Raw genomic sequence first — 15631 nt, forward strand, 5'->3', positions numbered from 1 at the left:
CCGGTCCAGTCGGCGAAAGCGGCCTCAGTCGGCCGCCCCGGTCCGCGGGGCTAGCGGGACAGGCGGAGAGTCAGGATCTGGAAGGGGCGGAGGGTGAGCCGCACCCCGTCATCTGCCACCACGTGCTCGCCCGCCTCCGGCAGGCGCCGCTCAAGGAGGTCGGTCTCCTCGACGGCCGCCAGCGGGAAGCCCGCCGTCAGCACCGCTTCGGCGCGGCCGCCGTGGGACTCGTAGAGGCGGACCACGACGTCGCCGGAGCGGTCGTCCGCCAGCTTGACCGCCTCGATGACGACCGCCGGGTGGTCGGCGGTCACCAGCGGGGCGACCTCCGCCGAGCCGGCTACCGACCGCTCGGGCAGATTGAGGCGGTAGCCCTCCCGTACGGCGTCGGCGATGTCCGCACCGACGACCAGCGAGTAGCGCAGCCGGTGGCTGCCCTGGTCGGCCTCGGGGTCGGGGAAGCGCGGGGCGCGCAGCAGCGAGAGGCGGACCGTGGTGGTGGTGCCGCCGTCCTCGCGGACGTCGCGCGTCACATCGTGGCCGTACGTGGAGTCGTTGACCAGCGCCGCTCCCCAGCCGCGCTCACCGATATGCAGGAAGCGATGGGCGCAGACCTCGAACTTGGCCGCGTCCCAGCTGGTGTTGGTGTGAGTGGGCCGGTTGACGTGGCCGTACGGCACCTCGGCGGAGGTGTACTCGGCCCGTACATCGAGCGGGAAGGCCGCCTTGAGCAGCTTCTCCCGCTCGTGCCAGTCGACCTTGGTGTCGATGTCGATACGGGCGACGCCCGCCGGCAGCGTGAGCAGCTGCTCGATCCGCGACGCGCCGAAGGTACGGACGACGCGTACGCCACCTTCGGCGAGCGCCACCTCGTCGGGTTCCGTGAGGTCCCGGACCGTGTTGCGGTAGAAGGCCTCGATGTCCCAGGCGTCCCACTCGTTGGGGAAGTCCTGGTGCAGCTGGAGGAGGTTGGCGGTACTGCCGGGGGCCAGCGCCTCGCGGCCGGCCGACAGGTCGTACGCCGAGGTGATCAGGCCCCGGGCATCGACGGTGACCCGCAGCAGACCGTTGTCCAGGACGAAGCTGTCGCCGGCGACCACGGCCCCTGCCGGGGCGGGGGTCTCGCGCGCGGGCGCGGCGCCGAACGCGGGGACGCCGTCGCGGGCGTGCGGGGCCGCGTTGAAGACCACCGTGCTGCCGGATGCCGGCCCAGCCAGCGCGGTGAGCGCGGTGCCGACGAGGCCGTTCAGCTCGCGCGCCACCTCCGCGTACGTCTCCTCCGCCTCCCGGTGCACCCAGCCGATCGAGGAGCCCGGCAGGATGTCGTGGAACTGGTGCAGCAGCACCGTCTTCCACAGCCGGTCCAGCTCCTCGTACGGATACGGCGCGCCGTGCCGCACCGCTGCCGTGGCAGCCCACAGCTCGGCCTCACGCAGCAGGTGCTCGCTGCGCCGGTTGCCCTGCTTGGTGGCGAGCTGGCTGGTCAGCGTGCCGCGGTGGAACTCCAGATACAGCTCGCCGACCCAGACCGGGGCGTCGGCGTACTCGGAGCGCGCCTGCTCGAAGAAGGCCGCGGGCGGCTCGACGACGACCTTCGCCGAGCCCTCCAGGTCCGCCAGACGGGCGGCCCGGGCGATCATCTCGCGGGTGGGGCCGCCACCGCCGTCGCCGTAACCGAACGGGATCAACGAGCGGTTGGCGGCGGCCTTGTCCTGGAAGTTCCGTACGCTGCGGGCGACGTCGGCGCCGGACATGTCGCTGTTGTAGGTGTCGACGGGCGGGAAGTGGCTGAAGATCCGGGTGCCGTCGATGCCCTCCCACCAGAAGGTGTGGTGCGGGAACTTGTTGGTGGTGTTCCAGGACATCTTCTGCGTCAGGAACCACTTCACCCCGGCCAGCTTCATCAGCTGCGGCAGCGCCGCGTTGTACCCGAAGGTGTCCGGCAGCCACATCTCCTCTGTCTCGACGCCGAACTCCTCAAGATAGAAGCGCTTGCCGTGGACGAACTGCCGGGCCAGCGACTCGCCGCCGGTGATGTTGGTGTCCGGCTCCACCCACAGGCTGCCGGTCGGCAGGAACTGGCCGGTCTTCGCCTTCTCCTGGGCCCGGGCGTAGACCTCGGGGCGGTGCTCCTTGAGCCAGGCGAGCTGTTGCGCCTGGGACATCACGAATTGAAACTCAGGGTGCTCATCCATGAGCTGGGTGACGTTGGAGACCGTACGGGCCACCTTGCGCACGGTCTCGCGCAGCGGCCACAGCCAGGCGGTGTCGATGTGGGCGTGGCCGACCGCGGAGATCCGGTGCGCGCTGGCGTGCGCGGGCGCGGCCAGTACGCCGGTGAGCGCGGCGCGGGCGGCCGCGGCGGTGCCGCCGACGTCCTGCAGGTCGATCGCGTCCAGCGCGTGCTCGATGGCGGAGAGGATCTGCCAGCGGCGCGGGGAAACGGGGATCCTGAATTCGATCCAAGCCGTGTCAGGTCATGCCAGGCCGGACACGGCGCAGGTGCCGCTCATGACCGGCCGGACACGGCCTGGGAACGGGAAGGCCCCTTTTTAAGGCCGTCCTTGCCGACGCGGGCTGCCCACGTCGGGCAGATGGATCCAGTCGTCCCGGGCTGCGGAGCGCTCACCGCCGAGCCCAGCCCCCACCGCTCATCAGTTGGCGAGGAAGCGCAGCTCGGTGTGGCGCGTGGTACGGGCGACGACACGCCCGGCCTTGATGACAGCGGTACGCACCGGCCGGTCCAGCAGTGCGTCGGCGACGCGCAAGGTGTCCAGCACGACCAGGTCCGCCTGGGCGCCGGGCCGCAGTCCGTAGCGCTCCGCGACGCCGACCACCCGGGCGGCCTCGGTCGTGGCCATCGCCAGGACCCGGGCGAGGTCTTCGGGGCTGGACAGATGGCCGGTCTGGGCGAGGAAGAGCCCGATGTCGAGCAGGTCGGCGTTGCCGTACGGGGTGAAGGCGTTGCGTACGTTGTTGGACGAGAAGGCGGTGGTCACTCCCGCGTCCCACAGTTCGCGCACCGGAGCGATGCCGCGCCGGGTGTTCACCTCGTCGCGCCGCCCGCCCAGGTGCATGTCGGTGGCCGGCAGCGGGACGACGGCGACGCCCGCTGCGGCGAGCTTCGCCAGCACGGCGCGCCGCTCGGCCGGCGGTCGGCCGGCCAGCGAGGTCATATGGCCCAGGGCGACCCGGCCGCCCATCCCGTAGTGCGCGGTGGTCTCGGCGATGTACTCGGCCATCGCGAAGCGCGGGTCGGCGGCGTCGTCGCCGAAGTCGGCGTGCAGGTCGGCGGGGACGCCGAACTCCGCGGCCAGTTCGAAGACCAGGTCCACGTGGCGCCGGCAGTCGTCCAGGTCCGCCTCGTTGTAGGAGCAGCCGCCGATGACGTCGGCGCCGCGCCGCAGCCCCTCGCGCAGCAGGTCGAGCGTTCCCGGCGCCTTGATGATGCCTTCCTGGGGGAAGGCGACGACCTGGAGTTCGACGACCTCCCGGTACTCCTCCTTGAGTTCCAGCATGACGTCCAGCGCCAACAGCCCGATGATCGGGTCGACGTCCGGGTGCGCCCGGATGACGGTCGTCCCGTTGACGACCGCGGACTCCAGCACGGCGCGGGCCCGTTCGCGTACCGCCTTCGGGGTGAAGGAGCGTTTCAGCTCCCCTGTGACGGCGATCGCTCCGGCGAGGGAGCCTTCCAGGTTGGGTTTCTCCCGGTCGAGCAGGGCCTTGTCCAAGTGGAGATGAGATTCGATCAGACCGGGGATGACCACGCGCCCGCCGCAGTCGAGCACTTCGGCGCCCGCAGTCACCTCGGCGGGGGCAGGGGCAGGGGCGATGGAGGCGATCAGTCCGCCGCGCACCACGATGTCGACGAGTCCGCTGTCATCGGCGGTGCGCGCGTTCAGGAGTACCAGGTGCTGCATACAGCTCTTTCCATGGTCGGCGGCCCGCCGGAAAGGGCGGGCCGCCGAAGACGTCTTCAGGGCTGTATGTACAAGCCATGTGTTGCGTGAGAAGGCGCTCAACGCAACGGCAGTGTTAACGGGAGCTGCATTACTTCAGGCGCGATATGGAGCGCGACCACGGCGCTCGCCTCTACCGGCCGGATCACTTGTCGTCGGGGTTGAGCGCGCGGAAGGTGAATCCGGCGACGGCGGCGGCGACGAGCTCGGCCAACAGGTAGACCCACAGCGTCTGCCAGGCGAACACGCGCATCACAGCGCCACCGAAGGCAACAGCCGGGTTGAACGCCCCACCGGAGATCCCGCCGACCGCGAAGGCGCCCGTCATGACGGTGAAACCGATCGCCAGACCGTAGAAGGAGTTGTTGGGGTGGTCCTTGCTGGTGGCGACGTTGAGCACGACGTAGCACAGGGCGAAGGTGAACAGCATCTCGACCACGACGGCGGCCATCAGAGCGTGACCGGCGGGGGCCACGGTCTTGACCGCCGCCGCCGGGGTGACAACGCCCCGGACGACCCCCGCGGCGAGCGCGCCGGCAGCGAGCTGTGTGATCCAGTACCCGACCGCATCCCGTGTGCCGATCCGGCCCCGCACCAGCGCCGCCATGGTCACGGCGGGGTTGTAGTGGCCGCCGGAGACGTGCCCACCGGCGTAGACCATGACCATGAGGGATGAGCCGATGGCCAGCGGGGCAAGCGGACTGCCGCTGTATACGCTGGCGCCGACGGTGAAGACGAGGAAGAACGTACCGATCAGCTCGACGGCGTACTTCTTACCTGCCCGGGGGGCAGTGACGACCTTCGGGGTTTCCTGGGGGGTGACGAACTGCCTGGCGTCTTGGGCGGTGACGGACATCTCAATTCCTTCCGTTTCCATGGCTATTCGCAGCCTGCTTGCCCGGTTTATCCGGGTTGGCGGCGTACACCCCAGGTAGTCGTCCGTCATGGGCCCCCAGTTCCCGGCCAGTTGTTGTGACGTGCGTCACGGCACGGTGTGCGGGGCTGTTCGGGACCCAGCCCCTCGTGTGATCCGACGTCATGTGTGTGGACCTCGTGTGTGTGGACCTCGTGTGTGTGGACGAGGCCAATCAGGGCGGCAGCGCCGGGATGCGCTCGTTGTCGTGGACGGCGATCGACGACATCGACGACAACGAGGAGCCCCGCGCGAGCGCGGGGCTCCTGGTTGTCGTGATGCCGCCGCGGCGGCATCACGGATTCAGGCGACGCGGAGGCCGGGGCCGCCGTCCTCGGTGCTGACCGCGCCGGAGTCCGCAGGCGTGGCCGCCGTGTGCACCGGCGCCGAGCGGTGGGCGGCCGCCCGGGCCACCCCGCGTGCCGGAGACCGTACGAACGCGGCCAGGCCCGCCGGCAGACGGCGCTGCCGGAACGTGCGCAACAGGGCCTGCCAGCGTAGCGGCGGCCGAGCCGGGTCATCGGTGTCCCCGTCGAAGGCCCTGGTCAGCATCGCCAGGAGCACGGCCCCCACGACGGTGATCAGGTGCGGCGCTTCGGCGCGCAGGGTGGTGTAGCCGCTCGCGGTGCCGACGAAGGCGAGCACCGTCAGGAACCCGACGGCCACCCCCACCACGGGCAGCATCGCCCGGGCCCGGGCCGGACGCACCGCCGCGGCCAGCAGTGCTACCGCGAGCGTGAGGTTGAAGGTTCCGAGTTCCCGTGATGCCTGCATCGGAAGCCCGGCGCCTCCCCAGCCGGCCAACGCGGGGACGATGATCGCACTGTGTGCGAGCGCCACCGCCGCCAGGCCGGACCGGATCAGCCGCACAGAGCGGCTGCCTCTTCCGGGAGACCGGTCCGCCAGGACGGCCGTCAGGATGCGCTCGGTGCTGTCGGGCACCGACGGCGCTGCGGTGAGCCGGGCACGACGGGTCACCAGGTGGGCGGCTTCCCGCCACTGCCGGCACTCGCGGCAGGTGGCCAGATGGGTGTGCAAGTGCTCCCGGGTGCACGGGGCCGCCTCGCCGTCGAGGAGGGCGGACAGCGCCTCCCGGGCGGTGCCGCAGTCCATTCCGGCGGAACCATTCCGGTCCCCGGTGCTGGGTCCCTTCGTCGCCATATCTTTCACCACTTCTTTGGCGTCCGGCCCCGGGAGGCAGAATTGGACGGATGTTCGGGATAGGTCAGGCGTACCACATCACCGGACGTGGCGCGTCCGGCAGAGGCCCGCGCCGGCCTGGGCGGAGCCGCAGGATCCGCACCCAGCGCCTCAATGAGCTCGGCTCGTGCCCGCGCGACACGGGACCGGATCGTCCCGACGGGGCAGCCACACACCTGCGCCGCCTCCTCGTAGGACAGGCCGAGCAACTGCGTGAGGACGAACGAGCTGCGCCGATCGGTGTCGAGGTGGGAAAGCAGTGCCTCGGCCTCGACCTGTTCGGCGACGTCGTGTGCCACGGCCTGTTCGCGGTGCAGGTCCACCAGCTGAGCGTCGCGACGTCGCTGCCGTATGCGTGAACGCAACTCGTCCATGCAGGCGCGCCGGGCGATGGACAGCAGCCAGGTCCGTGCGGAGGACTCCCGTCTGAAGGATTTCAGCGCACGGAAGACCCGCAGGTAGGTCTCCTGTGCCAGGTCGTCGGCGGACTGGGGGTCCACCAGGTGCGCGCAGAGCGCCCACACCTCCTGCTGGCTGGCTTGGATGAACTCCCTCATCGCCTGCGGGTCGCCGCGCCGGGCGGCCACGGCGAACCTGGTCAGATCCTCCACGGGACCGGCTGCATCAGGCGAGGGCGGAGGTAGCGGTGGGTCATGGGGTTGCTCCTGGACTTCCGGTAGTCACACAGGGTGCGGGACGGGGCAGACCCGCCCATTTCCGTGATTCGTTAGTCGTACGAGCCGGGCCATACGTTCCCGCGCTCTCTGTGGCCTCAGTCACACCCGGCCGGGGGCGCAGGTCGCCGGGTCAGGGGACGAGGATCGCCCGGCCGCGGACGTTCCCCTGGTCGAGGTCTTCCAGCGCCTCGGCGAATTCGCCGAGCGGATACGTCGTGGTGTGCAGGGCGACCTTGCCCTGCGCGGCCAGGACCATGAGCTCGGCGAGGTCGTTGTAGGAGCCGACCAGGTTGCCGACGAAATTGATCTCGGCGGTGACCATGTCGATCGTGGGCACCTGCAGCGTGCCGCCGTAGCCGACCACGTAGTAGTTGCCCGCCCGGCGCAGCATCGAGACACCGTCCTGGACCGCGCCGCCCTCGCCGACGAAGTCGATGACCGCCTCGGCACCGTGGCCGCCGGTGAGGTCGAGCACCGCGTGCACCTGCGTACCGTCCGCACGGACGATGTGCTCTGCGCCCAGCTCCTCGGCCAGGGCGAGCGCGTCCGGGGACCGGTCGACGACGATGATCTCGGCGGAGCTCAGCGCGCGCAGCACCTGGACGCCGATGTGGCCGAGGCCGCCGGCACCGATGACGACGACCTTCTCGCCCGGCCGCAGTAGCTTGGCCGCTTTGCGGACGGCGTGGTAGGCGGTCAGTCCCGCGTCGGCCAGCGCTGCCACGCCGGCAGGCTGCAGCGACGCGTCGAGCTTGACCACCGCGCGCACATTGGTCTTGAGCAGCTCGGCGTATCCGCCGTCGGTGTCGATCCCGGGGAACGTCGATTGGACGCAGTGCACGTCGTCGCCGTCCCGGCAGGCTCGGCACAGGCCGCAGGTGGCCAGCGGATGCAGGATGACGGGGTCGCCGACCGCGACGCCGGTGACCGCGGATCCCACCTGGTGCACCCAGCCGGCGTTCTCGTGCCCGAGGGTGTAGGGCAGTTCGACCCCGGACTTCTCCTGCCACTGCCCTTCGATGATGTGCAGGTCGGTGCGGCACACCCCGGCTCCGCCGATCCGGACGACCACGTCCAGCGGGGAGGTGGCTTCCGGGTCGGGCACCTCGACCAGTTCCGGCGTGGTGTTGTACTTGCTGAGTCGAACTGCCTTCATGGTCCGTCCTTCTCGGGGATTCGTGTTCCGTAGCGGGTCTCCAGCAGACCCCGGCAGTAGTGCGCGTTGCCGTCCACGCTCACGCGGACGGCCTGGGCGAAGCGCAGGCGGGCGGGCAGATCCTCTGCGGGCACCGGCTCGCCGTGGTCGTCCACGAACAGATGGGCGCCGGGGTCCGTCGGCAGGCCGAGGCCGGAACGGCGGCGCAGCAGGCTCTCCCGCTCAGGCGAGTCGGGGAGGTCGGACAGCTGCGCCTGCGCCAGGGCCTCGATCTGCCAGCCGTCCACGAGGAGACGGCGGCAGGCCCGTTCCAGGCAGGCGAGATGCGCCTTGCGCCGGAAGATCAGCCGCAGCTCGGCGAGCTCCCCGCCGGCGTGCCGCGGAAACGCCCCCGCGAAGCCCGCCTGCGACGACACCCCGGCGTTGATCTCCTCGGCGGCGAAATGGTCCTCCAGCCTGACCTCGACCGCGGACACCCCCGGAGCCGCGCGGACCGCGTCGTGCGCGTCGGCCACCATCAGGTAGGCGAAATTCGGCGCGCAGAAGTACGTCGGCAGCCGGAGCCGGACCAGGACGGTGCATTCCGGCGAGCCCTCCCCGCGCACACTCGCCTCGGCCACGAAGCCCAGATCGGTGATCGGCTGGTCCAGCTCCGGGTCGCACACCGTGCCCAGTGCGTCCCACACGCGCGCTTCCAGCGGGGTCCGTGTAGCGGTCGTCATGCCGGCACCGCGCTGTTCGCCACCGACGGCACCGGCCCCTGCGCCGGGACCGGTGCCGGCACCTCGAGGCCGTAGAGCTTCGCGGCGTTCAGGCCGAGGATCTTGCGCTTGATGTCCGGGGTCAGCACGCCGTACTCGGATTGCATGTCCTGCGGGATCTGGAAGTCGACGAACTGCTCCACCAGCCACTTCGGGTGCCAGATGGCATAGTCGCTGCCGAACAGGATCCGGTTCTCGTCCAGCCAGTACAGCAGCTCGCCGATGATCTGGGCGAAGTAGCGCGGCCTGGTGTGCATGAGCGGGATCGCCACGGCGAGCCCGCCGTAGACGTTGGGCTCCTGCGTGGCGATCCAGCAGAAGTCCTCCAGCCGGGGAAGCCCGAGGTGCTCGACGATGAAGTTCAGCTGGGGGAACTCGGTCGCCACCTCGTCCACATCGGCCACGTCGAAGGCGTCCCGGTTGAGCGGGTAGACCGTCGGACCCTTGTGGATGTGGATGTTCCTTATCCCCAGCTGCTCGCACTTGGCCAGATACCGGTAGGACCAGTCGTCGGTGAGCTTCCAGCCCTTGGAGTCGCCCTTCCATTCGGCGGTGTAGAGCTTGGCGCCCTGGATGTTCCCGGCCTCGGCCAGATCCTCCAGCCTGTCCAGTCCGGCCTGACCGTCGCGCGGGTCCCATGCCTCGTTGAGTACGAGCTTGTCCGGGTGCTGCTCGCGCAGCGCGACCGCCGCGTCCCTGCGGTGGAATCCGCGGGTGTAGAAGTCGCCCAGGTACGCGGGCTGGAAGATCGCCCGGTCCACGTAGCCGATCTCGAAGAGGTCATGGAGCAGGTCGGCCTCCGAGTACTTCGAGAACTTGTCCAGCGGCCACACCCACTCCTGGGGGCTGAGATTGCGGTGGTAGTCGTAGAAGCACTCGATAAAGCCCTTGCCGTACCGGTTGGCCTGGTTTTCCGGGCTGCCGTCCCAGAGAGCCACATGGCTGTCGACGATGTAGTAGCTCTCGCCGTCCTTGGTGTACATGCCTATCTCGATTCCTGATGAGCACAGGCGCGGGAATTTCCGGTCCGGGGAATGCTGCGTGGCGGCCGGCCCCGTGCTCGCAATCCCCGGACCGTCCGTGCGCGCCGGATCTACCCGTCGCGGTCGCCGGGGCTCCCGCGATGACGTCCTGGTATTCCTCGTATCCCTGATATGACGAATCACAAGGCATGCGGCAGACTGCTGCCGTCTCAATATGAGACGACTCGCAGACTCACCCTGCGCGCAGCATCATGGAAACGTGCCATCACGAGCCAGCCACGCCAGGAAGACGTAGCACCGTTGACAGACTCCGACGTTCCGCACGTGCGCTCGGTACGGCCAAATGCGCTCGCGGCCGCGCGGGAGCGATTCCTCACGGCCGGCACCGTCGACTCGGACACGGTGCGCGAGACGATCGCGGCCTCGTGGCGGAGGTCGAGGACCTGGAACGTCCGGACCAATCACGTCGAGCTCGCCTACGACAAGAACCCGAACCTCGAGTCGCCGCTGGTGAACGGCGCCGCACCGGTCCTCCAGCGGCTGCGTGAGCAGATGAGCGACGACGCGGTGAGCATCATCCTCACCGACGCGGCCGGCGTGGTCCTGGACCGGCGCACCGGCGACCGCCGGTTCGAGCGCCGCCTCGACCAGGTGCAGCTCGCCCCCGGCTTCAGCTACGCGGAGCGATTCGTGGGAACCAACGGCATCGGCACGGCTCTGGAGGGAGGCCGGGCTACCGGTGTGTTCGGACACGAACACTACGCGGAGGACCTCGAAGACCTCGGCTGCGCCGCAGTGCCGGTGCACCACCCCGTCTCCGGCCACCTGCTCGGTGTGCTCAACCTGACCTGCTGGAGCCGCGACGCCGGCCCCCTGCTGCTCGCGCTGGCCAAGACCACGGCCGGGCACATCGAGCGCGAACTGACGACGCTGAGCGGGCTGCGCGAGTTCGCGCTGTTCCAGGAGTACGTACGGGCCTGCCGGCACAGCAACGGCATCGTGTTCGCGCTCAACAACGACATCGTCATGATGAACGACCACGCCCGCCAGGCCCTCGCGCCCCAGGACCAGTCCGCCTTGCTCGGCGCCGCGGCCGAGGCGATGTCCGGCAGCAAGCGCACCGCCCTGGACGTGGACCTGCCCAGCGGTGCGAAAGCCCGGATCTTCTGCGCCCCGGTGCACACCGACTCCGGTCCGGCCGGCGGCGTGGTCCGGGCACGGATCGTCGAATCGCCCCAAGGGCTGCTGCCCGACAGGCCGGCCTCCCACCCCCTGCTGCCCGGCATCGCCGGCTCGGGCGCACTGTGGCAGCGTGCGTGCGACGAGGTCCACGCGCACTACCAGGCCGGCGAGTGGATCACCGTACGGGGTGAGGACGGCACCGGGAAGGTGGCGCTGCTGCACGCCGTGCACCGCCGCCACGACCCCGCCGGCCACTTCCACGTCCTGGACGCGGCCGAACCGGCCGAACCGGCCGAACCGGCCGAAGCGGCCGAAGCGGCCGAACCGGCCGACTCCGGCTCCGGCTCCGCCGGGTTTCTCGACCGCGTCCGCCAGGAGCTGGCCGAGGACAACGACGGCACTCTGGTGCTCAGGCACATCGACCGGCTGCCTCCGGCGAGCGCCCAGGCCCTGGCCGTCCTGCTGCACCAGCAACGCAAGACGGCCGGCCGGACCGGGCGGCGCCGGTGGGTCGTGGCGACCCACCGCCCCCTCGACCACGACGACAACCTCGCCGGTCTGCTGCGAAACTTCCCCGGATCGGTGGAGGTCCCACCGCTGCGCCACCACATCGAGGACGTCCGCGAACTCGTCCCGCACCTCCTGGTGAAGCTGGCCTCGGCGGGAACGCTGACCTGCTCTCCCGCCGCGATGCGGCTGCTGACGCGCGCAACATGGCCCGGCAACATCGCGCAGCTGCGCGAGGTCCTGCGCAAGGTGGTGCGGCGCCGCAGAAGCGGCGTGATCGAGCCCGGCGACCTCCCCCCGGAATGCCGCTCGGTCGCCCGCCGGGTGCTCAACCCGCTGGAGTCCATGGAACGCGACGCGATCGTCGGGAGCCTGCTCGACGCCCAGGGCAACAAGAACGAAGCCGCGCGAGCGCTCGGCGTCTCCCGCGCCACGATCTACCGGAAGATCCGCGAGTACGGCATCGAGCTACCCCAGTAAAGGCAGTCAGAGGCCGCGCCGCCGGTCAGCGGGCGGGCAGGGCGACGGTGAACTCCACGTCCACCGCATCGCGCAGCTTGAGCGCCCCGAAGAGGCCCGAGTACGGCTTGATGCCCCACTGGGATTGGACCACGCTCGTCGCGCCGGCGACGGTGGCGTCGTCCTGCCGCCGGACCCGCAGGCGCAGCGGGTGCATCTGTCCGGCCAGCGTCAGCTCGCCCTCCACGGTCGCGCTGTCGCCCTGGACACCGGCGGCCGTGGATGTAAAGGTCGCCTGCGGGTGGCGGTCGACCTGGAGCGCCTCGCGCATGGTCTGCTGGATCTGGTGTTTGTCGCCGGCGTTGAGCGGCCTGATCCCGCCGGTGCCTTCCACGACCGTGAGCCCGCGCAGATTCACGCGCACCGACACGCTCGGCTGCTCGCAGGCGTCCGCAGGCACGGTGACGCGCCCTTCCCACTCGGTCGCCTCGATCACCAGGTCGTGTCCTGCCTTGGAGGCCACCCCCTGGCGGTAGGTCCGCACCACCAGCCGGCCGGTATCCGACCCGACCCTGTACTCACCTGCTCCTACGCCCATGGCTGCAGCTTATGACTCCCTCCGAAGGCTCGCAGGGAAGGAACCGCTCAGGGCGTGCTCTCCGGCCGGTCGGCCGCGGAACGGGCCCGCTTTCTGCGGCACAACAGCGGCAATGTGCAATGTGCACCACACGGAGCTCGGCAAGTGGTGGACGCCGTGCCCGCCCTGGCCGGCATCGCGGCCAGGGGCGGCCGCCGCGAGCAGCTGCAACGAAACCATGCAATGAGTCTGTGAACTGAGTCAAGCTAGCATATTTGCGGACAAGTGAGATCGCTGCGTGGATCTCGCATGGGTGTTGTGAGCTCGGTCAACATTTCTCGGTGGAGTCGGTATATTCACAGACAGGCCACCCCGAGCGACGGAGAGCCCCGTGTCCCAGAGAGTCACCGTGAGCGCTGCCGAGATCTCTCGGCTTGCCGGTGTCGGCCGGGCCGCGGTCAGCAACTGGCGGCGCCGACACGACGACTTCCCCGCCCCAGCGGGCGGCAGCGATGCCAGCCCGCTCTTCGACCTGGCCGAGGTAGAGGACTGGCTGCGCAAGCAGGGCAAACTCGGCGAGACTTCGCAGCGCGACTGGCTGTGGCCGCACTTCGAAGCCGTCGGCGAGCGCGACCGGATGGGACGCGCGATCGCCGCCGTGGGCGCCACCTGCCTGTCGCGCTCACGCAAGACCGGGACTCCGGCCCCAGACCTCCCCGACGTACCGGCCGATCCCGCCGACGCCGCTCTGGTCGCCCGCGCTGTACAGATCGCCGAGGCCGCAGGGGCCTACGAGACATACGAGTTCCTACGCAGCCGCTGGCTGGACACACACGTACGGCAGATCAGCGCCACTCCTCCGCCACTCGCCGACCTCATGGTCGCGCTCGCCCTCCCCGCCCCGGGGCGCGGGGCTGCCGAACACCTCACCGTGCTCGACCCAGCCTGCGGTATCGGCAGCCTGCTGTCCGCGGCGCTGCGCCGGCAACCCGCAGCCGCCACCCCCTCCACCCTCCTCGGCCAGGAGATCGATCCCACCCTCGCCGTACTCGCCGCCGTACGCCTCGCCTTCGAGTCCCGCGACGCCGCACCCCGCATCCATACCGGTGACACCCTGTTGCACGACGCCTACCCGGACACCCGGGCCGACGCGGTGATCTGCAACCCACCCTTCAACGAACGCAACTGGGGCCACGACGACCTCGCGTGGGACGACTCCCGCTGGCAGTACGGCACTCCGCCGCGCACTGAATCCGAGCTCGCCTGGATCCTGCACGCCGTCGCACGGCTGCGCCCCGGCGGCACCGCCGTCCTGCTCATGCCCCCCGCCGTCGCGTCCCGCCGAGCCGGCCGCCGCATCCGCAGCAACCTGCTCAAAAACGGCGCGCTGCGCGCGGTCGTCGCCCTGCCGCCGGGCGCGGCCCCACCGCACGGCGTGGCGCTGCACCTGTGGATCCTGCGCGCTCCGGAGGCAGGCACACCGGCCGACGCGCTGCTCCTCGTCGATGCCGCCTCCGCCTCCGCCCAGAACCCCGCCGACACCAAGTCCGGCATCGACTGGCCGGCCGTGCACCAGGCCGCGCTCCAATCCTGGCGCGACTTCGAGCGCCAAGGCGCAGCCGTCGAGGACCGCCCCGGCCTGTGCCGAGCCGTACGGATCATGGACCTGCTCGACGACGAGGTCGACCTCACCCCCGCCCGCTACATCCCCCAAGGCACCAGTGCCGCGCTCGGTACTGACCTCGCCGAACGCTGGGACGACCTCGCAACCGCCCTCCGGCAGATCGACGAACTCTCACCACTGCTCCGCGACCTCGGCGCGGCACCGCACCGTGAACCTGCTGCCGAACGCCCCACGGTGGCCATCGGCGACCTGCTGCGCAGCGGCCACCTCACCCTCCACTCGGGCTCGAGCAGCCACCAAACCGTCACCCGCGACGGCGAGGCCCCGCCCGACGCGGCCGTAGTCCTGACCTCCACCGACATGTTCAGCGGCGGTCACCCCTCGGGCTGGATCCCCACAGCGGAACTCGATCTCACCTGGACCCTCACCCGCCCCGGGGATGTCATCGTCGCCACCGCACCGCACAGCGCGACCGCGCAGGTCGCCGGCGACACCCCCGCCGTCATCGGACCCCAGGTGCACCTGCTGCGCCCGGACCCGGAAGCCCTTGACCCGTGGTTCCTGGCCGGCTGCCTGCGCAGCTCCGCCAACGCCCGCCAGGCCGGTACGCACGCCTCCACCACCTCCCGCATCGACATCCGCCGCGTACAGGTCCCACGCCTGCCCCTCACCGAGCAGCAACGCTACGCCGAGACCTTCCGCCGCCTCGACGCATTCGAACACTCCCTCACCCGGGCCGCAGACACCGGCGAGCAACTGCTGCGGTCACTCTTCGACGTACTCGCCTCCGGCGCCGTCACACCGGAGTAGCGCTGCTCCGGACCACCGGAGGCCCACCGCGGCACCCCCGCTGCCTTCGTCGTCATCACCACCCTCGGTGCCGAAGGTGCCGCGAGGGCGGCGAAACCCGTCGCCCTGCTGCCCGGCATCGGCGGCCTGCTCGCCGCCCGCCGGCTGGCGGCCCTCGTGACGCCCGGAAGGGTAAGTACCCCAAGCTGGCGTGTCCTGAGCGGTCCCCGGACGGCGCTGCTCCAGGTAGTGGGTGTGGGTGTGCTGGCGGCGCGCTTCCGCGTCGTGGAGCGCGGCGACGAGCTGTGCGGCCTCATCGGTCAGCAGCGCCGCCTGTCGGTCCAGATGCCGCTCGGGTGCCTCGGCGCCCGGCGTGAGCCGGTTCCACCACCGGGTACGCAGATACGTGCCGACGGTTTCGGGCACGTCCTGCCGGACGATTCGCGACAGGGCGTAAAGGGCCTCCGGGTCGGCGGCCAGGACTTCGTCGCCCTGGGCGGGGTCGAGCAGCGCGGTCAGCAGTTCCATCAGGCCGCCGAGCCGGGCGTCCGCGCCCGCCTCCGCGAGGTAGCTCCGCAGCGCGGTCAGGTCGGCGCGCAGTGCCGAGAGCTGCTCCTCGGGGGCCGGGAAGTCCGGGGCCGCGGGCCGCTCGGGCGGTGCGATGAGCGCGCCCGCACCGTAGAGGCCGCCGACGACCACCGGCCAGTACGAGCCGGCCAGTCCGGCGAAGTGCAGCGCCAGGCCGCCGATCGCCAGTGCGCTGCCGGTCAGGTTCTTGCGCGACTCGAGGAACCCCGTGAAGCCGCGCCGATTGGGCCTACTGGTAGCCACGGATCTCCTC

General features: G+C 70.6%; 11 protein-coding genes and 1 pseudogene. 2 read left to right on the forward strand and 10 right to left on the reverse strand.

Annotation, left to right across the window (positions count from 1 at the left end; translation table 11 throughout):
- Positions 1 to 50: 50 nt before the first annotated feature.
- The 8 genes and pseudogenes from FCI23_RS08600 to FCI23_RS08635 form a co-directional block, all read right to left on the reverse strand.
- Positions 51 to 2441: pseudogene (locus FCI23_RS08600) on the reverse strand (alpha-mannosidase); the annotation flags it as partial.
- A 213-nt stretch (positions 2442 to 2654) separates the two neighbouring features.
- Positions 2655 to 3923, reverse strand: coding sequence for an amidohydrolase family protein (locus FCI23_RS08605; protein ID WP_136722879.1), 1269 nt, complete (start codon positions 3921 to 3923; stop codon positions 2655 to 2657).
- A gap of 184 nt (positions 3924 to 4107) precedes the next feature.
- A complete protein-coding gene (locus tag FCI23_RS08610; RefSeq protein WP_136722880.1) occupies positions 4108 to 4818 on the reverse strand; it encodes an MIP/aquaporin family protein in 711 nt (236 codons plus the stop codon).
- Positions 4819 to 5178: 360 nt separating this feature from the next.
- On the reverse strand, positions 5179 to 6036 hold the full coding sequence (locus tag FCI23_RS08615; RefSeq protein WP_136722881.1) for a hypothetical protein: 858 nt from the start codon (positions 6034 to 6036) through the stop codon (positions 5179 to 5181).
- Between the two features lie 5 nt (positions 6037 to 6041).
- The gene (locus tag FCI23_RS08620) at positions 6042 to 6686 is read right to left on the reverse strand and encodes a sigma-70 family RNA polymerase sigma factor (RefSeq protein ID WP_136722882.1); all 645 of its coding nucleotides are present in this window, start codon (positions 6684 to 6686) and stop codon (positions 6042 to 6044) included.
- A 196-nt stretch (positions 6687 to 6882) separates the two neighbouring features.
- Complete coding sequence (locus FCI23_RS08625) at positions 6883 to 7908, reverse strand: NAD(P)-dependent alcohol dehydrogenase (protein WP_136722883.1); 1026 nt, start codon at positions 7906 to 7908, stop codon at positions 6883 to 6885.
- Positions 7905 to 8630, reverse strand: coding sequence for a metal-sulfur cluster assembly factor (locus FCI23_RS08630; RefSeq protein WP_136722884.1), 726 nt, complete (start codon positions 8628 to 8630; stop codon positions 7905 to 7907). The genes FCI23_RS08625 and FCI23_RS08630 overlap by 4 nt, the downstream gene beginning before the upstream one ends.
- Positions 8627 to 9652 (reverse strand): amidohydrolase family protein, encoded by a 1026-nt coding sequence (locus FCI23_RS08635; RefSeq protein WP_136722885.1) that lies wholly within the window; start codon positions 9650 to 9652, stop codon positions 8627 to 8629. Before FCI23_RS08635 ends, FCI23_RS08630 begins: the two co-directional genes overlap by 4 nt.
- Positions 9653 to 9952: 300 nt before the next feature.
- Here FCI23_RS08635 and FCI23_RS08640 point away from each other — a divergent pair, with 300 nt between their 5' ends.
- On the forward strand, positions 9953 to 11821 hold the full coding sequence (locus FCI23_RS08640) for a sigma-54-dependent Fis family transcriptional regulator (RefSeq protein WP_211265249.1): 1869 nt from the start codon (positions 9953 to 9955) through the stop codon (positions 11819 to 11821).
- Between the two features lie 25 nt (positions 11822 to 11846).
- Here FCI23_RS08640 and FCI23_RS08645 read toward each other — a convergent pair whose 3' ends face one another.
- The gene (locus FCI23_RS08645) at positions 11847 to 12398 is read right to left on the reverse strand and encodes a YceI family protein (protein WP_136722887.1); all 552 of its coding nucleotides are present in this window, start codon (positions 12396 to 12398) and stop codon (positions 11847 to 11849) included.
- Positions 12399 to 12768: 370 nt separating this feature from the next.
- Here FCI23_RS08645 and FCI23_RS08650 point away from each other — a divergent pair, with 370 nt between their 5' ends.
- Positions 12769 to 14811: an N-6 DNA methylase gene (locus tag FCI23_RS08650; RefSeq protein ID WP_246143552.1), complete on the forward strand. Its 2043-nt coding sequence runs from the start codon at positions 12769 to 12771 to the stop codon at positions 14809 to 14811.
- Here FCI23_RS08650 and FCI23_RS08655 read toward each other — a convergent pair.
- Complete coding sequence (locus tag FCI23_RS08655; RefSeq protein WP_322973813.1) at positions 14767 to 15621, reverse strand: hypothetical protein; 855 nt, start codon at positions 15619 to 15621, stop codon at positions 14767 to 14769. The two genes, FCI23_RS08650 and FCI23_RS08655, sit on opposite strands and share 45 nt — an antisense overlap.
- Positions 15622 to 15631: the final 10 nt, after the last annotated feature.

It is taken from the genome of Actinacidiphila oryziradicis (assembly GCF_005047355.1).
In the GTDB taxonomy this organism is placed as follows: domain Bacteria; phylum Actinomycetota; class Actinomycetes; order Streptomycetales; family Streptomycetaceae; genus Actinacidiphila; species Actinacidiphila oryziradicis.